Source organism: Pseudonocardia sp. Ae505_Ps2 (genome assembly GCF_001932425.1).
Taxonomy (GTDB): Bacteria; Actinomycetota; Actinomycetes; order Mycobacteriales; family Pseudonocardiaceae; genus Pseudonocardia.
In genome coordinates this window covers 3,480,761-3,498,605 of record NZ_MCIP01000001.1, presented here as the reverse complement: position 1 = coordinate 3,498,605, position 17,845 = coordinate 3,480,761, and the positions used below count along the sequence as shown (strand labels likewise).

Sequence of the window (17,845 nt, the reverse complement as noted above, 5' to 3'; positions counted from 1 at the left end):
CGCTCTACCACCGGTCCCAGTGCACGACCTCGTCCACCGGGATGCGCGTCGCCGGGCGGAACTCCGTGCCGACGGTGTACGCGACCGGGATCAACGCCGCCTGCATCACCGACTCGTAGGGGATGCCGAGCAGGGCGGCCGCGTCGCGCTCGACGGCCATGGTGCCGGTGGTCAGGACGGTGCCGAGCCCGTGCAGACGTGCGGCCAGCATGAAGCTCCACACCGCGGGGAACAGCGACCCCCACCGGGATGCCTGCCGGTCCGCCCCGAGGCCGTCGGTACGGCCTTCGATGCAGGGGATCACCAGTGCCGGGACCCGGTCCAGGTTCTGGGACAGGTGGCCGAGCCCGTCCCACACCTTCTCCATCGCACCCGGGCGGACGTGGGCGCGGCGCAGCTCCTCGGTCGACATCGGGCTGTCACCGCGGCCGATGCCCGCACGCCAGAGGTCGGCGAGCCGGGTGCGCACCGACGGGTCGGTGACGACCACGAAGTGCCAGCCCTGCTCGTGCCGACCGGTGGGCGCCTGGGTGGCGATCTCGATGCAGCGCCGCAGCAGGGCGGGATCGACCGGCCTGTCCAGATCCAGCCGCCGCCGCACCGACCGCGTCGTGGTGAGCAGCTCCTCGGCCGACAGGTCCAGGACCTGGTGGTCGGCCGCCGTCGTACCGGCCGTGTCCTCATCCATGACGGGCCTCCAACTCGGGGGCGGTGCGCGAACGGGTCGCGCGGGTGAGGGCCACGGCGACGGCCGCGGCGAGCAGGAACACCGTGACCTGGTAGGCGCCGGCACGCCCGAACGACGGCACGGCACCGGCGGTGTAGGCAGCGCCGCAGAGCGCCACCCCGATCGTCCCGCCCAGCTGCTGCGCCGTGGGCAGCAGCCCGGACACCGTGCCCACCGCTCCGGCCGGCACCTCGGCCAGGACGAGGGTGAAGGCCGAGGCGGTGAACGCGCCGAACGCGATCCCGCCCAGGGCCAGCACGGTCCAGAGCGCGGGGCCGGGGTGGTCGACCACGACGACGGTCGCACCGCACACCGCGGCGAGCACGAGCGATGCGCCGGCGAGCATCGACACGTCCCGCCGCCGCGCGAGCGGCTCGGCGAGCGCGCTCCCGGCGAGCGCCCCGACGGCGTAGGTCGCGATCGTCCCGGCCGTGCGCAGCGGACCGAACCCGACGGGCCCCTGCAGGTGCAGCGACAGCAGCAGGACGAAGGACGGCACCCCCGCGTTGAACACCAGCACGACCCCGATGCCGAGGCGGGCGGTGGCGGTGCCCAGCGCTGCCGGCTGGACCAGCGGATACGCGGCGCGACGCTGCTGGACGACCAGGGCCGACAGCAGGACCACCGCCGCCGCGAACGACACCCGGGTCCACATCGGCCACCCCTGTTCCCCGCCGAGCGCCAGGGGGAGCACGACGGCGGACAGACCCGTCACGCTGAGCAGGGCCCCGGCGACGTCGAGCGGGACCCGGTCGGCGACCCCTCCCCCGGTCCGCGGGAGCACGGGCCACAGGACCAGCGCGGCCACCCCCACCGGGACGGTCACGGCCAGGGCCGCACGCCATCCGGCGCCGAGCGGGTCGAGCTCGAGCAGCACCCCACCGAGCACCGGGCCGGCCAACGAGGCGACGGCCATCGTCGCGCCGAACCAGGACAGCGCCCGGGCCCGCCGCCCGGGGTCCACCGACCGCTGGATGATCGACAGGACCTGCGGCGCGACCAACCCGCTGCCGATGCCCTGCACCAGCCGTGCGACGACGAGGACGTCGGCGTCGGGGGCGAGCGCGCCGGTGGCGGCGGCCGCGGTGAAGATCGCGGTCCCGACGACGAACAGGCGACGGTGCCCCCAGCGGTCGCCCAGGCGCGCGGCGGTGATCAGGGTGCAGGCGAAGGTCAGGGTGTAGCCGGCGACGACCAGCTGACCGGCGCCCGCGCCCGCAGCCAGGTCAGCGCGGACGTCGGGCACGACGATCTGCATCACCGTGACGCTCATGAGCTGCACGAACGTGCCCGAGAGCAGGACGGGCAGCGCGAGGCGCCTCATCGCCGGGTGGCGAGGTCGGCGAGCAGCCCGCCGAGCTCGTCGGGACGGGTCAGGAAGGGCGAGTGGCCGCCGGGCAACGAGTGCACCTCGAACCCGCGGCCGGGAGCGGCCCGGTCGGCCTCGGCGATCATCAGGTCCTGGGCCGCCACGGGGAGGGCGCGGTCGTCGGTGAGCCGGACGTAGCTGCGGGGCACGGTGCCCCACCGGCCGGCGGTGACGGCGAACGGGTCGGAGAGGATCGCCGTCGTCTCGTCGGGCTGCAGCAGCGACCGCCAGGCGGGCCGCCCGGCCGGCCAGTCGTGCAGGAACGAGGTGCGGATCGCCTCGACCTCGGCGGGGTCGTGGGACAGGGGATTGATCCGCATCGCGCCGATCCGGTCCGGGTCACCGATCCGGGGTGCGTGCGTGGCGTGGGCGTTCTCCGGCGCGCCGATGTAGTCGGTGAACCGGGGACGGCCCGCGGGGACGAACGCCGACAGGTACACGACGTGGTCGACGAGGCCCGGCTCCTGTTCGAGGACGGCGGACGCGGGCCCGCCACCGGCACTGTGGGCGACCAGCACCAGCCGGGCGGTGCGCCGCCGGATGTCCGCGAGCTGCCCCAGCAGGTCCTTCACGACGACGTCGGGGGTGAGGTCGGCCAGCCCGGAACGCTCCGTCGTGAGCCCCGGCTGCCCCGGGAGGAGGTAGCCCGACGGGTACGGGGCGTCGAGGCCGTGCCCCGGCATCTCGAGGGCGTGGCTCGTCAGCCCGTGCCGGGCCAGCACCGTCCGCACCGGGCCCCAGTGCAGCGAGGAGTGCCAGGCACCGTGCAGGAGCACGACGGAGGTGCCGGTGGCGGGATGGTTCAGGGAGGTCTTCGGTTCTGCGGACACGCCCCCACCACACCGGCACCGGCCGGTGTCATCCACCTTCATATCTCACGTACGGCAGCACGATACCTCCGAGCTATCGTGGCGCGGGTGGAAGCACGTCATCTGCGGTACGCGCAGGCGCTCGCCGAGCACCGGCACTTCGGCCGGGCGGCCGCGTCGCTGGGGATCGCACAGCCGCCGCTGTCCTCCCAGATCGCCGCCCTCGAACGCGAGGTCGGCGAGCGGCTGTTCGACCGCACGCCGAAGGGGGTGTTCCCGACCGCGGCCGGCACGGCGTTCCTCGCGCGCGCCCGGAGCGCGCTCGACGAGATGGGCGGAGCCGTCGTGGACGCCGGACGAGCCGCACGCGGGGAGACCGGGCGGCTCCGGCTGGGTTTCATCGGCTCGGCGCTGCTCGCACCGCTGCCCGGGGTGCTCGGCAGGTTCCAGCGCGCCCGGCCGGACTTCCGGCTCGAGGCACTCGAGACGGGAACCCCGGCGGGCGTCGCGGGTCTGCTCGCGGGCGAGCTCGACGTCGCCGTCGGCCGCGGGGCACCCCGGGGCCCGGGGGCCGAGGAGCTCGTCACGGTGCCCATCGGCACCGACGACCTCGTCGCCGCCGTCGCCGTGACGCACCCCTTCGCGGGGACGAGGTCGGTCACCATCGAACAGCTCGCCGGCGAGCGGCTCGTCGTGTCCGGCAGAGCCGACGAGCCGGGGGTCGGGGCCTGGCTGCAGACCGTCTTCGCGGACGCACCGAAGACCGTCTTCGCGGACGCACCGACGGCACTGGACGGCGCCGCGACCGCCCGTGACATCCACACGATCGTCGGCCTCGCCGCGTGCGGCGTCGGTGTGGGGCTGGGGCCGTCGCGGATGCGGCTGCTGGCCCGCGACGACGTCCGGTTCTGCGACGTCACACCGGCCGTCCGCCTTCCCGACCTGCAGCTGTCGTTCCGGGCGTCGGACGACTCGCCCGTCCTCGCGGCCTTCCTGGACGTCGTGCGGCTCAACTGCGACGAGGTCGGGTCGCGGCTGGACCGGATCCTCTCCCACCACCCCGGCGTCGGGGCCCTCTGACGACGGCCTCGTCCGATTCGGCCGGCCACGGGCACCGGGTCATCCGGACCGGCCCCGGCACCGCAGGTGCCGGGCGAGGAACCGGGCCGCGGCGCCACCCTCGAACGCGGGAACGCCGGTGTGCCCGCCGGTGTTGGCGTGCAACGTCTTCTCAGTCCTGCCGAGCGCGTCACTGCCGAGCGCGTCGAACAGGTCGAGAGCCTGCCGGCGGTCGTTGCCCTCGTCGTCCCACTGCAGCAGCATCAGCAGCGGGACGGTGACCCGCCGGGCCTCGTCCAGGGTCGCGCGCGGCAGCCGGCTACCGGCGAACAGCAGCGCCGCCGCGATCCGCGGCTCCAGCGCCATCCGGACACCGATCGCGGTGATCCCGCCCGACCAGGCGACCGGGTCGTGCCCGGGCAGCGCGTCGAGCAGCGTCCGCCACTCCGGGACCGACGCCTCGACCAGCGGTGTGACCAGCCGTTCGACGACGGCGTCGGGAACGGGTTCGCCCGCCCGGACCGCCCGGCGCAGCTCGGCGCGGGCGGCGTCGACGGCGGGCAGGCGGGGTCGTCCGCCGGCACCGGGCAGCTCCAGGGTCGCGGCGGTGTACCCGTCGGCGACGCAGGAGCGGGCCCGCCCGAGCAGCCTCGGGTGCATGCGTGCCAGGTCGCCGGGGTGGCCCAGCAGGACCAGCGGGGTCGGGCCGCCGGTCGTGCGGGGTGACCAGAGAACGCCGGGGACACCGTCGAGGGTGAACCGGTGTTCGGTCAGGTGGTCGTCGAGGTGCTCGGTGCTGATGACATGCATGGTCGTGCCTTCCGGGAGTGCTCGCGGCGCTCCGGGACGGCCTGCCGTCCGGGTGGGAGCGCCCGTGTCGGTACCGCGGTCACGGGACTCACCTCCTCGGGTCGGTGCACGGTCGGTCGCACGCTAGCCGCGATCCGCGCCCTCGTCGCACGGATTTCCCGTCGCATTCCGGCCGTACGGTGTAGGGGTGCTGCGCTGGGACGACCCGTTGCCCACCCGGCCGCGCCGCATCCTCGTCGCAGGGGTCTCCGGATCCGGGAAGACGACGCTCGCCGCCCGCCTCGCCACGGTGACGGGCGGTCCGCACACCGACATCGACGCGCTGTTCCACGGCCCCGGCTGGACGCCGCGCCCGTCCTTCCTCGACGACGTCGACCGGTTCACCGCCGCCGACACGTGGGTCACCGAGTGGCAGTACGGCACGGCGCGCCCGCGCCTGGCGGCCCGCGCGGACCTGCTCGTCTGGCTCGACCTGCCGTTCTGGACCGTCACGTTCCCCCGTGTGCTGCGGCGGACGTGGCGGCGCAGCCGCCGCCGTGAGGTGCTGTGGAACGGCAACGTCGAGCCTCCGCTGCGCCGGCTGCTCGTCGACCGGGAGAACATCGTGCGCTGGGCCGTCGCGACCCGGCACAAGTACCGGGAGCTGGTACCCGCGGTCGCCCGGGAGCACCCGGCGCTGACGGTGGTACGGCTGCGGTCACCGCGCGAGGTCGACGACTGGGTCGCCGGGCCGCTCCAGCACTCACTGCGCGGGACCGGGCTCTCCTGACAGGGGCACCAGGGAAGCCACCGGCTTCACGACACCCCTTCCCCAATTCTGGGGATCCGCCGCCGCACCCGGCAACACTCGGTCGTCTCGCGCGACATAGGGGCCATGACGACCCCGCAGACCCCACAGGGCCCCTCCTGGAGCACCACCCCGGCCGGCCACGGCGTGCCGCCCGGCCAGTACCCGCCGCCGGGCCGGATCCCGCAGCAGCGGAACCTCCCGACCGCACCCTGGGCGCAGCAACCGCCCCTTCACCCGGCTCCGGCTCCGGCTCGACGACGGAAGTGGCCGTTCGTCGTCGGCGGGCTCGCCGTGGTGATCGTCGCCGCCGCAGCTGCCGTAGGCTCGGGCGACGGAGACGCGGCGTCCCCCATCGCTGCGGCCCCGTCCACCGCACCCGTCGTCGTGCCGTCCACCGTGGCCGCCGCGCCGCCGGCGGTGATCGCCCCGGCACCGAGCAGCGCGGCGTCCGCTCCCGAGACCTACGCCGCCCCGGCCGTGCCCGCGCTGTCGGTGAGCCGACAGAACGCCGTCGAGTCGGCCGAGGGCTACCTCGACTTCAGCTCGTTCTCGCGGACGGGTCTCATCAAGCAGCTCGAGTTCGAGCACTTCTCCAGCGCCGACGCGACGTATGCCGTCGACCACGTGACCGTCGACTGGGACGAGCAGGCGGCACGGTCCGCGAAGAGCTACATGGAGTTCAGCTCGTTCTCCCGGCAGGGTCTGATCGACCAGCTGAAGTTCGAGGGCTTCACCGCTGCGCAGGCCAAGCACGGCGCGGACGCGGTCGGGCTCTGACCTTCGACGTCGAGCAGTCCTCGTCCTCGGACGCACGGGGACGGGCGATGGACGACATCCACGATGGACCTTCTCGAACACCCTCTCCGGTGTCGTTCCCGTCCGTGCCGTTCGGGCTGCCCGCTCCTGCACATCGATCTGTGACACCGGGGGAACCGACCCCGCCCCGTCGTCACACCGGGGAACGGACGGGGCGACGTAGGCTCGGTCCTCAGACCGGACCCACCGATCCCCTGGAGGCCGTCCGTGCCCCGCCCCCCGGCCCGCGTGTTCGCCGAGATCGCCACCGCAGACCCACCACGGGGACCACGGACCGTCATGGGCCGCGCCGTGGTGCTCGGGGCGAGCATCGCCGGGATGCTCGCTGCGCGCGTGCTCGCCGACCACGCCGAGGAGGTCCTGCTCGTCGACCCCGACGGTGACCCGACCGGCCCGGAGCCCCGGCCCGGCGTCCCGCAGGGCGGGCAGGTGCACGCGCTGCTGCCCGCCGGGCAGGTCCAGCTCGAACGCTGGTTCCCCGGCATCACCGCGACCGCGATCCGCGAGGGCGCAGTGCCGCCCGACCCCGCCACGGTGGAGCTCTGGGTCAACGGCCGCCTCCGCCCGCTCCCCGCCACGCCGCAGGACGAGCCGACCCTGGTGACGACCCGCCCCTTCCTCGAGAACCTGGTCCGGCGGGCCACCACCGCCGTCCCCGGGATCCGTGTGGTCGCAGGTCGTGCCGAGGGGCTGGTGTTCGACGGCGCGCGGGTGTCCGGGGCCCGGGTGCGGGTCGGGGACGAGGTCGTGACCGAGCCCGCGGATCTGGTCGTCGACGCCACCGGCCGGTCGAGCAGGCTCGCCGAGTGGCTGGGCCAGGGTGGTCATCCGCGTCCGACCTGGCAGCGGATGCCGATCAGGCTGAACTACGCCAGCGCCCTGTTCGAGCGTGACCCTGCGATCAGCGATGCCGGCGTCGTGATCGCGACCTCCGACGCCGACGACGGCCGGGTCGCCCGTCAGGCCGGGATCCAGGCGGTCGAGAACGACCGGTGGATCGTCCTGGTCGCCGGCTACGGCGACGACCGGCCCACTCGCGACCCCGCAGACTTCCGCGAGCGCTGCAGCCGGGATTTCCCGGCGGCCTTCGGCGACATCGCCACCGGCGCCCGGATGATCGGCGACGTCGTCACCTACCACCAGGCCGACAGTCGTCGCCGCGACACCGCATCTCTTCGACAGCTGCCCGCCGGCATCATCCCCATCGGTGACGCGATCGCCTCGTTCAACCCCGTCTACGGGCAGGGCATGACCTCCGCCGCGCTGCACGCCTCCTGCCTGTCGGCCTATCTCCGCTCCGCTCCGTCATTGGCGGAGCCCGCCCGTGGCTACCTCGACGACGTGCAGGTCGTCGTCGACGCCGCCTGGAGCATCTCGACCCTGGCCGACCTGCGGCTGCCGCACGTCGACGGTCCCTACCCGCGCGGGTACCCGGTCGCGTCCTGGTTCGGACGACGACTGCAGGCCGCGTCGTTCACCGATCCTGAGCTGAACCGGCGCCTGTCCGCGGTCACGATGATGCACGAGCACCCCAGCGTGCTCGCCCGCCCCGGCACGGTGGCTCGGGTGCTGCGGGGCGGGCGCGGGAGGCCGGTCGGCTGAGCCCCCCTGCACCGGGGCCGCCGCCACGGGCCGCCTCGTAGCATGTGTCAGCGCTGCTCGGTAGTGGCGCCGTTCAACTCGGGCCGCCTTTCACCACCGACCACACGAACCCGATAGAAGACCCCGACGTTCTGATGCTCGGCGCCAGCGAGTTCGGGCGCACTGACGTACCTGATGGTCAAGCATGGCGACGGGTGGCGGATCGCTTTCGCCCAGACGACACCCGTCCTCGGCACGTCCCCGTCCCAATGAGACTGACCACTCCGACGCCTCACCGGACACTGGCTCCGCATCCGACTCTGCGCCTCCCTCGACCCGAAACAGCGCGTCCATCGATGGGACGACGCGCTTCGGATGAGCACCAACGCGGTGGGATTCGCCCATCTGATGCCCACCCGGAACGCCGATCAGGATCCCCCGGACCTTCATCGGGCGGGATGTCCGGGGGCCGTTCGTTGATCACCGCCGGCTCACTCCGGCGCGCAGGGCCACCTCTCGTGGTTCCCGGCGACGCGGAGGGAGTCACGGCGGAGCAGGTGGGGCGGATGCCGGCTTGAGTGCGCCGACGAGGCACGACAGTTCCTCCGCGGCATGCTCGAGAAGCGCCGAGAGATCGAGCTCTGGGGCGCCTTCCCAGGCGAGTGCGGCGTACCCGAAGACCGCGGCGCCCACTCGTGACGCCAGGAGCGCTGTCGCTTCGGGGATCTGACGGTCCGTCAGGGCGACGCACACGGCTGACGTGAGCGCTGCGGACTTGGCGTGCGCTCGTTCCTGCAGCGCCGCCGACGTCGCGATGACGCGCGCCCTCCGCTCGGCAACCGGGCGACCCGTGACGAACAGGGGGATCGCTGCGCGGTACGCCTCCAGAACCAGATCCAGTGGTGACGGCGTGCCCGGGGCCGACCTGATGGCGCCGGCCATGATGTCGCGCAGCTCCGTCTCGCCGTCGAACAGCACCTCGCGCTTGTCCGCGAAGTGGCGGAAGTAGGTCCGCTCGGTCACTCCCGCGCGCGCAGCGATCTCCGCGGTCGTCGTGGCTTCGTATCCCCTCTCCGCGTAGAGATCAAGGGCTGCCTCCTGCAACCTCGCCCGCGCTTGAGCGCCGCTCCTCGGCATCGCACCATGCTAGCGAATGTCAGTCACTGACACTTCGTGGTAGCGTCAGTGACTGACACAAACCGACGAGAGGATCGGGCCATGTCCCCTGTCTCAGCCTTGGCCATCCGTTTCCACAAGACCGGGGAGCCCTTCGACGTGCTGCGAGAGGAGCGCGTCGAGGTCGCTGACCCGCCGAGCGGCAGGGTGCGGGTGCGCGTCCTCGCCGCGGGGCTCAACCCCGCGGACTGGGAACTCTGCCGCGGGTTCATGCCCGGCCGGCTGCCGCGCGGCATCGGGTTCGACGTCGCCGGTGTCGTCGACGCGGTCGGCCCCGACATCGTCGACCACGAGTCTGCGCTGGTCCGCCCCGGTGATGTCGTGTTCGGCACGGCCGACTTCACGGCGCAGCCCAGCGCCGGCGCGGCTGAGTACAGCATCATCAACAGCTGGTCCCCGGTGCCGGAAGGGCTCGATCCGCTGCAGGCGGCAGTCCTGCCGATGGCCGTGCAGACAGCGGCCTGGACGCTCGAGCTCACCGACGTCCAGCCCGGTGCGACGCTGCTCGTCCACGGTGCCGGCGGCATGGTCGGGTACGCCGCCGTGCAGATCGCGCTGCGCCGCGGCGCACGCGTGATCGCGACAGCCGGCCCCACCTTCACCGCGGACCTGGAAGGCTTCGGTGCGCGCGTCACCTCCTACGGGGACGGGATGCCTGAGCGCGTGCGCGCGCTCACCGACGGAGCCGACGTCGACGTGGTGATCGACACCGCTCGCCCCGCCCCCGGAACGCTGCGCGACCTCATCGAACTGGCCGGGAACGATCCGCGCCGCGTGATGACGATCAGCAATCACGACGAGGCACGAGAGCTCGGAGCGCGGGTCAACATCGACGAGTTCCGACCGGGTCTGACCCCTCTCGCAGAACTGCTCCCGACGTACGCGGCGCTCGCCGCGCGAGGCGAGTTCCACCTCCCCATCGCCCGGTCCTACCCGCTCGCCGAATGGCGCGACGCCGTGGCGCTGAGCCTGCTGGGCAACCCGCACGGCAAGGTCGTACTCGAGCCTGGACACCCTCGGCCATCTGCCTGACGGCGTGTGGCAGGCCATGGGACGGAGCTGCGGGACGCCCCGGTCCCAGGCGGAGGTCAGCAACGCCGTCTCCGGCCCGGGCAGGGCCTGCGCGGACCGTGAGCGAGGTGAGGTCGTCACGGGCGACGACACCGCAGCAGTACGGTGCGGGCGGACCTCACCCGCGCGACTGTGTGACCGCCGAAGCATCCTCCGGGCAGCGCCCGTTCAGGATGCCGCGGTGTCGTTCAGCCAGTTTGAGGTAGCGGGAGAAGCGTTCGCGCCGTGGCCCGGGATCTCCGGCATCACGGCGACCTGGTCGTCCATCACCGACGTCTCCGGGGTGACCAGGACGACCTCGCGCAGCCGAAGGAGGTCGCCCTGGTGCGGCCGGCGATCGAGAGGTTCGCGACGTCGGCCGTCAGGCCGGCGCAGGCCTGCCCGTCCACCCGACATGGTCCGCCCGGGTATGCGGCGCTCTGCGACGGTAGGCATCGGACCGGACCCATCGCGACGACCGAGCCCGACTCCGCGCTGAGCCGACGATGTCGGTGGGAGCTGATGAGCTAGCCGGGTGTTCGAAACCCGGAACGAGCTCCGCGACCTCCAGACCCTGCTCGACACGTCGTGGGCCGCCTCCAGCGACCATCTGAAGTCGATCGTGCGGCCAGGCGAGAGCACCTTGGACGCCGAGCAGGTCGTCCAGATCTGCCGAGGCATGTGCACACTGGCCATCGCCACGGTCACCCAGCGCGGCGAGCCACGCATCAGCGGCGCCGACGGACACCTCCTGCACGGCCGCTGGATCATCGGCACCCACCGCCGAGCCGCCAAAGCCCGTCACCTCGCGGCGCGGCCCGCCATCAGCGCGACCTTCATGCGCGGCGAGCAGGTCGGCATCTTCACCCACGGAAACGCTGTGCCGCTGAACCCCGAAGGAACGAGCAGCGACCCGACCTGGCCCACCGTCCGCGACTACCTCGTCGACCACTACGACGACGACCCCGCCAAACCGTTCTGGGACGAGAACGTGTGGTTCCGCATCGATCCGCACTGGATGGTCGCCTACAGCGGCGATCCTGTCGGCTTGCTCGATCGAGATCCGCCGATCTGATGCGAGTTCGCGGGCCTGCGCGCCGAGCTCGGCCACGATCACGGCGTGGTGAAGCGGGTGGCCGAGCAACTCGGCTACTACCAGGCCGACCTCATCCCGCTCCCCCACTGTCGGTGTGCCACGACTCATCACATACTGCGCCACCAACGCCACAGAAGGACTGAACCCATGCCCGAGTCGACGTCGAGCGAGCAGCCCGACGGCAAGCCCAACGCTGCAGACGACGAGGTGTTCGCCGCGATCCGCCGAGCTCGGCTGGGTCTCGCCGACCTGGTCGCAGGCCTGGACTCCGACCAGCTCGCCACCCCCAGCTTGTGTGCCGGCTGGTCGGTGCGCGACGTCGTCGGACATCTCGTGCTGGCGTCGGATCCCCCGAAGGCGCGGCTGTTCGCCGCAGTCGTTCGTGCGAGGGGCAGCTACGACCGGGCCATGGACAGGCTCTCGCGAGCCGAGGCCACCCGGCCGTTCCCGGATCTGGTCGCGAACCTGCGGGCGAACGCGGACAGCCGTTTCGCCGTCGCCGGAGTCGGGCCGCGCGGTCCGTTGACCGACGTGCTGGTGCACACCGTCGACATCGCGGTCCCCCTGAGGCTCTCCTGGAGCGCCCCGCCCGACGCGGTCCGGGCCAGCCTGGAGTTCGCAACGAGCAGCCGAGCCAGAGCTTTCGTTCCCCGTGGTCGGCTGAGCGGCCTACGTCTTCACGCTTCTGATCTCGGCTTCACCTGGGGACAAGGCGCAACAGTGAACGGGTCCGGGATCGACCTGCTCGCCGTTCTCTGTGGCCGCGCCGCGCTACTCGAGCGTCTCGACGGTCCCGGGGCAGATGTACTGGAGTCTCGGACACTGGGCACGATCACGTCCGGCCGGCGCCCAGATGGAGGCTGAGCACCGGCCGCACCCGGATGCCACGTGGATCGACACGATTGGGCTCCTGGTCTAGACGTCGTCGCTGTGCTCGCCGTCCTGCCGGCGGGCCGGACGCGCACCCCGCACCGGTCCGGTGCTGCCAGGGTCGGATGTGCCGCCCCCGGACCCCAGCGTGCGCGGCCTCGGAGGGTCTGCCGGCAACCTCACGCCGAGCGCCTGGCCCACCGAGGTCTCGGGGGTCGAGCGGGTTACCGCAGAGACTCGCGCAGACATGCCGCGGTCACCGAGTCCGTCGCGGTCACCATGCTCTGCGGGCTGCCCTCGAACATGATCCTGCCGCCCGCGCTCCCGCCGCCCGGGCCGAGGTCGATGATCCAGTCGGCGTTCTTGACCACATCGAGGTTGTGCTCGATGACGATCACGGAATTGCCGGCGTCGACGAGGCTGTCGATGATCCGTAGTAGACCGTCGATGTCGGACAAGTGCAGGCCGGTTGTTGGCTCGTCCATCACGTAGATGCCGCCCTTGCGGCCCAGCTCGGTGGCGAGCTTGATGCGTTGGCACTCGCCGCCCGAGAGGGTGTTGAGCGGCTGCCCGAGCTGCAGGTAGCCCAGGCCGACGTCGATCATCGGGGCGAGCGTGTCGGTGATCGCGTGCTCGGTGAAGAACTCCATGGCCTCGTCGACGCTGAGGTCGAGCACCTCGCTGATGTTCAGTCCACGCAGGGTGTACTCCAGCACCTCCGGGGTGAACCGCCTGCCTGCGCAGACCTCGCACGTCGTGATCATCGCGTCCATGAAGGCGAGGTCGGTGTAGATGACGCCGAGGCCCTGGCACTCCGGGCAGGCACCCGCGGAGTTGAAGCTGAACTGCGACGCGCTCGCCCCCTGTTGGCATGAGCGAACGCACGACGGATCTCGTCCATGGCGCCCGAGTAGGTGGCCGGGTTGGAGCGACGACTGGTGCTGACCGCCGACTGATCGATCATGACCGTCGACGGGTGCTGTGCCCGGAAGCAGTTGCGGATGAGGCTGCTCTTACCGGAACCCGCCACTCCGGTGACGACAGTGAGCACTCCCGCGGGCACGTCGACGGTCACGTTCGCGAGGTTGTGCACGGCGGCGTCGGTGATGCGGAGCTGCCCGGTCGGCGTGCGTACCTCGACCTTCAGGGGCATCGGGCGGCGCAGGAACTGCCCGGTGAGGGTGTCGGCGCCGTGGAGTTCCTCCACAGATCCGGTGAAGACGATCTCGCCCCCGGCCTTTCCCGCCCGCGGGCCGACATCCACGACGTGGTCGGCGATCTCGATGACATCGCGGTCGTGCTCGACGACCAGCACGGTGCTGCCCTTGTCGCGGAGCCGGCGCATCAGGTCGGTGAGGCGGACGACGTCGTGGGGATGCAGGCCGATCGTGGGCTCGTCGAAGATGTAGAGGACCTCGACAAGCGCGCTCCCGAGATGGCGCACCATCTTGATCCGCTGTGACTCACCGCCCGACAACGTCGAGGTTTCCCGGTTGAGGCTCAAGTAGCCGAGCCCGAGCATCTGCAGGTGCCCGAGCCCGTCCACGAGGCTCTGCGCGACGGTCGCGGCCGTGGCACCACCCATCTGTTTGACCTCGTCGACGAGGTCGTTGATCTCCATCGCCGCGTACTCGGCGATATTGCGCCCGTTGACCTTGCACGCCAGCGCCTGCGCATTGAGTCGCAGCCCTTGGCAGGAGGAGCAGGTCGTCACATTCACGACTTGCTTGAGCGCCCTGCGGTTCTTGGCGCTCATCTCGTCCGGCTCTTTGCGCAGGTAGAGCCGCTCCATCTTGGGGATGATGCCCTCGTACTTCGAGTTGATCTCCCCGCCCTTCCAACCCAGCTTGATCGACGCGTCGGCGCCGTAGAGGAGCTGCATCCACTCCTGTTCGCTGTAGTCCGAGAGCTTCTTGTCGTTGTCGAACAGCCCGGAGTTCGCGTACAGCTTCCAGAACCAGCCGCCCGGGTTGAAGGCGGGATGGCGGATCGGGCCGTCGTTGAGCGACTTCCCGCGGTCGATCAGCTTGTCGATGTCGACTTCGCTGCGCCGGCCCAGGCCGTCGCAGTCCGGGCACATGCCCTGCGGATCGTTGAAGGAGAACGCGTTCGAGTACCCGACGTTGGGGCGGCCGACGCGGGAGAAGAGGAGCCGCAACAGCGCGTAGAGGTCGGTGATCGTGCCGACCGTGGATCGGGAGTTCCCGCCGATGCGCTTCTGATCGACGATGATCGCTACCGACAGGTTCTCGATGGAGTCCATGTCCGGCTGGCCGTACCGTGGCAGCCGGTTGCGCTGAAATGCCGTGAAGGTCTCGTTGAGCTGTCGCTGCGATTCCGCAGCGATCGTGTCGAACACAAGCGACGTCTTGCCCGATCCCGAGACACCGGTGAACACGACGATCTTGTGCTTCGGGATGTCCACAGAGACGTTCTTCAGGTTGTTCTCGCGGGCGCCGTCGACATGGACGTACGAATCGATCATGGGATCACCGTAGTGAGAATAGCGGTCAGCTCATGTCCGCGATTATGACCAGAGCCCGATCAAGAGTCGGCCAATCGCACTCGGAGTTTCCGGCACGGGCGGGCAACAGCGATACCGCTGAATCCGCAGACCCAAGATCGAATTCTCCGGCGACGCTGGACGATGACCACTAGCGAGCACAGAGCTGCCCCGGGCCATAGCCCGATTTTCACCGCAACGGCCACCGCCGACCCGCCCGCTCCTCGTGCGACTTGACTCGTCGCACGACCTCGACGGTATAGTTCCTTCATGGAAGTAAGTAAATCGATTTGGAGCATCATCCGATCCCTGGATCGCGCCGCACAGATCCAGCGCAGGGCCGCGGCCCGATCCACCTGGGGCCCAGTCCACCTGGGGCTGCTCAACCTGGCCGCGCAACGACCAGTCCGCCCGTCCGAGGTCACTGAGGAGTTGGACGTACCGGCACAGTCGGTCAGCCGGGCCGCTAGCGAGCTGGCGACGGCGGGCCTGATCGAGCGAGTCGGCGACGAGACGGACGGCCGCTCGTACCGCATCGCTCTGACGTCGGAGGGCGAGTCGACGGTCGACCGGTTCCGCTCCGAGCTTGCATCGGCCTTCGCCCGCCACCTTCAGGGTTGGACCGAGGACGAGATCACCGACTTCGCTGGCCGTCTCGCGGAGCTGACCACCTCGATGGCGGAGGATCTGACGACAGAGCCACGGGAACGACGGCGCAACCCATGGCGAACTCGATGACATCCGCACCCCAGCCCCGTGCCCTACCGCCGACCACCGACGTACTGGTAGTCGGCGGCGGCCTGACCGGGCTCGCCTCAGCAGCGCTACTCGGCCTCCACGGCTTACACGTGCTCCTCGTCGAGCGACGCCCCGGTACCTCCCGTCACACGAAGGCGCGGCTGGTCAATGCGCGAACGATGGAGATCTTCCGTGCACTCGGTATCGAGGGCCAGGTTCTGGCCGCCGGCGAGCCCAATGGTGGCTTCACCGTCGCCGACACCCTCGCCGCGGAGCACGAGACCTGGATCCCCGCACCGGCTGAGGACGACACCGCCGATCTGAGCCCGTCTCCGGCATGGTCATGCGACCAGCAGCGGATCGAACCTCTCGTCCGCGACCGAGCCCACGAACTCGGCGCCGACGTCCGCTTCGCTCACACCGCGCACATCCAGAGCCAGGACGCCGACGGCGTCAACGCCGTGATCGAGGGCCACGCCGTACGAGCCCGCTACCTCATCGCCGCCGACGGTGCACACAGCCCGACCCGGACCGCCCTGAACATCGGCTGGAGCGGCGAGTCGCTCCCGGGCACTGCCGTGAGCGCACTCTTTCACGCACACCTCGAACCAGCCCTCCGAGGCCGACACACAGAGGCCCTGTTCGCCCGATCGGCCTGCGCGTTTCTCTTCGCCCGCGGCAACGCCTCTGGCCGGAGCTGGCAACTCGGCACCCATGTATCCGGCTCCGACCCGGACGACCTCGACCAGCACGTCCGCGACACGATCCGCGCCGCAAGCGGCATTCCTGACCTGCAACCGGTCATCGACGACATCGCCACCTGGCGGACCGGCGCTTACGTTGCATCGCAGCTTCGCGCCGGTCGCGCTTTCCTCGTCGGCGACGCCGCCCACGTCATGCCGCCCTACGGTGGATTCGGCGGCAACACCGGCGTCCAGGACGCGCACGCGCTCGCATGGCGACTCGCCTTCGCCTGCCGAGGGGACGACACATGGCTAGCCTCCTACGAGACCGAACGACTCCCCGTCGCACGACGAACAGTCAGCCAGGCACTCCTCCGCTCCCGCAAGACACCTGGCGCTCCGCCACCCCCGGAACAAATCGACGCCACCACCCTGGTGCTCGGGTTCCACTACGGGACCGGCGGCGTCGAGGACCCGGCGAGCCCGTCCGGTGAGCCCGGTACCCGCGCCGCCCACATCCGGCTCCGCGACGGCCGCAGCAGCCTCGACCTCTTCGACCCCACCACGTTCACGACGTTGGAGGTGCCCGCCGACATCGTCACCTCTGAGGACCTGCCACGCTGGGAACGCGTCTATCGCCAAGCCGTGACCATCCGACCGGATGGGGTTCTCGCAGCTCACCCCTCACCCGCGCCGAGCACCTCGGCGTTAAGGCAGAAGCTGTCGCTTATGCCTGGTCGCCTCGTATCGTCTTATGTCGTCTGAGCTGCCGCTTCCTGACGGCCCGTGTCAGCCAGTTTCGGATGCGCCCGGCGGTCTCGCTCCGGAAATGCTCCGCCTCCACGCGCCTAGACCGAAGCGCTATCTCCTCGATCTGGCAACGCCAGACCGCGCGGCACGTCGGGCGCAGCTGCTCGCCCGCCACCGCCGACCTTGCCAGACCTGCGCCCGGCGTGCCGTGTGGTAGTCCTCCGGGAGGTCGGATAGATGGCGCACCCCCCTCCCCGAGATCTGCCGCCCGGCGAGGGCTCGTCGTCCGTTCACGAACGAGGGGCCTGCGCCGCTTGGATGGGTCGGGAGTTGGTCAGCCCGTCGAGCCACTCGCACACCGTCAGCCCCACGTGATCAAGCAGAGATCGAAGCTGGGTCGTGATCTTGACTAGATCTGCCATATTACGCGACTTCCCGACATCGACGGGGTCGATATCCCAGTGAGCTACGTCATTACGCTTCTGCGTCAGTTCGCGCATCAGCAGTGCATCTGCAGGGATATTGAGGTGTTCTCAGTAGCGGGGTGGCAGGTCGTGGCGACACGCCGAGGGTGGTGAGATGAGCGGGAACGGGGCAGGACCCCGGTAGATCGGTTCGGTCCAGCACAGATCGACACCGTCACCGAGGTCCTGCATGTCTGATCCTGTCACCTACACCGCTGTCCTCCCGATCGGGGAGCGCACCGTGGCCTATCTGGCGCGGCTCCTGGTCCTTCAACGCCGTCGACGTGGCACCCGGCGGCGGGCGTTGACCCCGTTCGCCCAGGCAGTGCTGGTGATCCGCTGGTTCTGTGATGCTACCCGGGTCCGATGTTCGGCCGGTGACAACGCGATCAGCACTGCAACGGCCTACCGTTACCTGCACGAAGGCATCGACGTCCTCGCCGCGGCCGCACCCGGCCTGCACGGAGCCCTGCTCGCCGCCCGCACAGCCGGGCACACCCACGTGAATCTCGACGGCACCCTGATCGCCACCGACCGGTGCCGCGCGCTCGGCC

Annotated in this window: 16 protein-coding genes and 1 pseudogene; 10 read left to right on the top strand and 7 right to left on the bottom strand. The window is 70.9% G+C overall.

Annotated features, from left to right (window positions below):
* Nucleotides 1–4 precede the first annotated feature (4 nt).
* From Ae505Ps2_RS16785 to Ae505Ps2_RS16775, 3 genes are read right to left on the bottom strand one after another with little or no spacing between them, the layout of a single operon-like run.
* The gene (locus tag Ae505Ps2_RS16785) at nucleotides 5–688 is read right to left on the bottom strand and encodes a nitroreductase family protein (RefSeq protein WP_075306976.1); all 684 of its coding nucleotides are present in this window, start codon (nucleotides 686–688) and stop codon (nucleotides 5–7) included.
* Nucleotides 681–2,051, bottom strand: coding sequence for an MFS transporter (locus tag Ae505Ps2_RS16780; protein ID WP_075306978.1), 1,371 nt, complete (start codon nucleotides 2,049–2,051; stop codon nucleotides 681–683). The genes Ae505Ps2_RS16785 and Ae505Ps2_RS16780 overlap by 8 nt, the downstream gene beginning before the upstream one ends.
* A complete protein-coding gene (locus tag Ae505Ps2_RS16775; RefSeq protein ID WP_249265286.1) occupies nucleotides 2,048–2,926 on the bottom strand; it encodes an alpha/beta fold hydrolase in 879 nt (292 codons plus the stop codon). The genes Ae505Ps2_RS16780 and Ae505Ps2_RS16775 overlap by 4 nt, the downstream gene beginning before the upstream one ends.
* Before the next feature lie 87 nt (nucleotides 2,927–3,013).
* On the opposite strand from Ae505Ps2_RS16775, the gene Ae505Ps2_RS16770 reads away from it, so the two are divergent.
* Complete coding sequence (locus tag Ae505Ps2_RS16770) at nucleotides 3,014–3,985, top strand: LysR family transcriptional regulator (RefSeq protein WP_075306980.1); 972 nt, start codon at nucleotides 3,014–3,016, stop codon at nucleotides 3,983–3,985.
* Nucleotides 3,986–4,024: 39 nt separating this feature from the next.
* Here the strand turns inward: Ae505Ps2_RS16770 and Ae505Ps2_RS16765 are convergent, their stop codons facing one another.
* Nucleotides 4,025–4,774, bottom strand: a complete 750-nt coding sequence (locus Ae505Ps2_RS16765) for an alpha/beta hydrolase (RefSeq protein ID WP_075553759.1) — start codon at nucleotides 4,772–4,774, stop codon at nucleotides 4,025–4,027.
* Between the two features lie 187 nt (nucleotides 4,775–4,961).
* Here Ae505Ps2_RS16765 and Ae505Ps2_RS16760 point away from each other — a divergent pair, with 187 nt between their 5' ends.
* The 3 genes from Ae505Ps2_RS16760 to Ae505Ps2_RS16750 all read left to right on the top strand — a co-directional run bounded on the left by Ae505Ps2_RS16760 (nucleotide 4,962) and on the right by Ae505Ps2_RS16750 (nucleotide 7,982).
* Nucleotides 4,962–5,543 (top strand): AAA family ATPase, encoded by a 582-nt coding sequence (locus Ae505Ps2_RS16760; RefSeq protein WP_233147581.1) that lies wholly within the window; start codon nucleotides 4,962–4,964, stop codon nucleotides 5,541–5,543.
* A 105-nt stretch (nucleotides 5,544–5,648) separates the two neighbouring features.
* Nucleotides 5,649–6,341, top strand: a complete 693-nt coding sequence (locus Ae505Ps2_RS16755) for an Ltp family lipoprotein (RefSeq protein ID WP_083695812.1) — start codon at nucleotides 5,649–5,651, stop codon at nucleotides 6,339–6,341.
* A 246-nt stretch (nucleotides 6,342–6,587) separates the two neighbouring features.
* On the top strand, nucleotides 6,588–7,982 hold the full coding sequence (locus Ae505Ps2_RS16750; protein WP_139318753.1) for an FAD-dependent oxidoreductase: 1,395 nt from the start codon (nucleotides 6,588–6,590) through the stop codon (nucleotides 7,980–7,982).
* Between the two features lie 522 nt (nucleotides 7,983–8,504).
* Here the strand turns inward: Ae505Ps2_RS16750 and Ae505Ps2_RS16745 are convergent.
* Nucleotides 8,505–9,098, bottom strand: coding sequence for a TetR/AcrR family transcriptional regulator (locus Ae505Ps2_RS16745; RefSeq protein WP_075306986.1), 594 nt, complete (start codon nucleotides 9,096–9,098; stop codon nucleotides 8,505–8,507).
* A 99-nt stretch (nucleotides 9,099–9,197) separates the two neighbouring features.
* On the opposite strand from Ae505Ps2_RS16745, the gene Ae505Ps2_RS16740 reads away from it, so the two are divergent.
* The 3 genes from Ae505Ps2_RS16740 to Ae505Ps2_RS16725 all read left to right on the top strand — a co-directional run bounded on the left by Ae505Ps2_RS16740 (nucleotide 9,198) and on the right by Ae505Ps2_RS16725 (nucleotide 12,147).
* Nucleotides 9,198–10,169, top strand: a complete 972-nt coding sequence (locus Ae505Ps2_RS16740) for an NADP-dependent oxidoreductase (RefSeq protein ID WP_249265285.1) — start codon at nucleotides 9,198–9,200, stop codon at nucleotides 10,167–10,169.
* A gap of 553 nt (nucleotides 10,170–10,722) precedes the next feature.
* Nucleotides 10,723–11,262 (top strand): pyridoxamine 5'-phosphate oxidase family protein, encoded by a 540-nt coding sequence (locus Ae505Ps2_RS16730; RefSeq protein ID WP_075306991.1) that lies wholly within the window; start codon nucleotides 10,723–10,725, stop codon nucleotides 11,260–11,262.
* A gap of 168 nt (nucleotides 11,263–11,430) precedes the next feature.
* A complete protein-coding gene (locus tag Ae505Ps2_RS16725; RefSeq protein WP_075554253.1) occupies nucleotides 11,431–12,147 on the top strand; it encodes a maleylpyruvate isomerase family mycothiol-dependent enzyme in 717 nt (238 codons plus the stop codon).
* Nucleotides 12,148–12,377: 230 nt separating this feature from the next.
* On the opposite strand, the gene Ae505Ps2_RS34270 is transcribed toward Ae505Ps2_RS16725, so the two are convergent.
* Together Ae505Ps2_RS34270 and Ae505Ps2_RS16720 are read right to left on the bottom strand one after the other, a co-directional pair.
* Nucleotides 12,378–12,926: a hypothetical protein gene (locus Ae505Ps2_RS34270; RefSeq protein ID WP_337819513.1), complete on the bottom strand. Its 549-nt coding sequence runs from the start codon at nucleotides 12,924–12,926 to the stop codon at nucleotides 12,378–12,380.
* Complete coding sequence (locus Ae505Ps2_RS16720) at nucleotides 12,914–14,638, bottom strand: excinuclease ABC subunit UvrA (RefSeq protein WP_349289828.1); 1,725 nt, start codon at nucleotides 14,636–14,638, stop codon at nucleotides 12,914–12,916. The genes Ae505Ps2_RS34270 and Ae505Ps2_RS16720 overlap by 13 nt, the downstream gene beginning before the upstream one ends.
* Nucleotides 14,639–14,926: 288 nt before the next feature.
* On the opposite strand from Ae505Ps2_RS16720, the gene Ae505Ps2_RS16715 reads away from it, so the two are divergent.
* The 3 genes and pseudogenes from Ae505Ps2_RS16715 to Ae505Ps2_RS33495 all read left to right on the top strand — a co-directional run.
* Nucleotides 14,927–15,394: a MarR family transcriptional regulator gene (locus Ae505Ps2_RS16715; protein WP_075306993.1), complete on the top strand. Its 468-nt coding sequence runs from the start codon at nucleotides 14,927–14,929 to the stop codon at nucleotides 15,392–15,394.
* Nucleotides 15,379–16,842 (top strand): FAD-dependent monooxygenase, encoded by a 1,464-nt coding sequence (locus Ae505Ps2_RS16710; protein WP_075329776.1) that lies wholly within the window; start codon nucleotides 15,379–15,381, stop codon nucleotides 16,840–16,842. Before Ae505Ps2_RS16715 ends, Ae505Ps2_RS16710 begins: the two co-directional genes overlap by 16 nt.
* Before the next feature lie 639 nt (nucleotides 16,843–17,481).
* Nucleotides 17,482–17,845, top strand: a pseudogene (locus Ae505Ps2_RS33495) (IS5/IS1182 family transposase); the annotation flags it as partial.

Bases quoted from the DNA above. Each gene is read 5' to 3' on its own strand.
- Ae505Ps2_RS16785 (WP_075306976.1), bottom strand. From the start codon at position 688: ATGGATGAGGACACGGCCGGTACGACGGCGGCCGACCACCAGGTCCTG.
- Ae505Ps2_RS16780 (WP_075306978.1), bottom strand. From the start codon at position 2,051: ATGAGGCGCCTCGCGCTGCCCGTCCTGCTCTCGGGCACGTTCGTGCAG.
- Ae505Ps2_RS16765 (WP_075553759.1), bottom strand. From the start codon at position 4,774: ATGCATGTCATCAGCACCGAGCACCTCGACGACCACCTGACCGAACAC.
- Ae505Ps2_RS16755 (WP_083695812.1), top strand. From the start codon at position 5,649: ATGACGACCCCGCAGACCCCACAGGGCCCCTCCTGGAGCACCACCCCG.
- Ae505Ps2_RS16745 (WP_075306986.1), bottom strand. From the start codon at position 9,098: ATGCCGAGGAGCGGCGCTCAAGCGCGGGCGAGGTTGCAGGAGGCAGCC.
- Ae505Ps2_RS16725 (WP_075554253.1), top strand. From the start codon at position 11,431: ATGCCCGAGTCGACGTCGAGCGAGCAGCCCGACGGCAAGCCCAACGCT.
- Ae505Ps2_RS34270 (WP_337819513.1), bottom strand. From the start codon at position 12,926: ATGGACGCGATGATCACGACGTGCGAGGTCTGCGCAGGCAGGCGGTTC.
- Ae505Ps2_RS16720 (WP_349289828.1), bottom strand. From the start codon at position 14,638: ATGATCGATTCGTACGTCCATGTCGACGGCGCCCGCGAGAACAACCTG.
- Ae505Ps2_RS16715 (WP_075306993.1), top strand. From the start codon at position 14,927: ATGGAAGTAAGTAAATCGATTTGGAGCATCATCCGATCCCTGGATCGC.
- Ae505Ps2_RS16710 (WP_075329776.1), top strand. From the start codon at position 15,379: ATGGCGAACTCGATGACATCCGCACCCCAGCCCCGTGCCCTACCGCCG.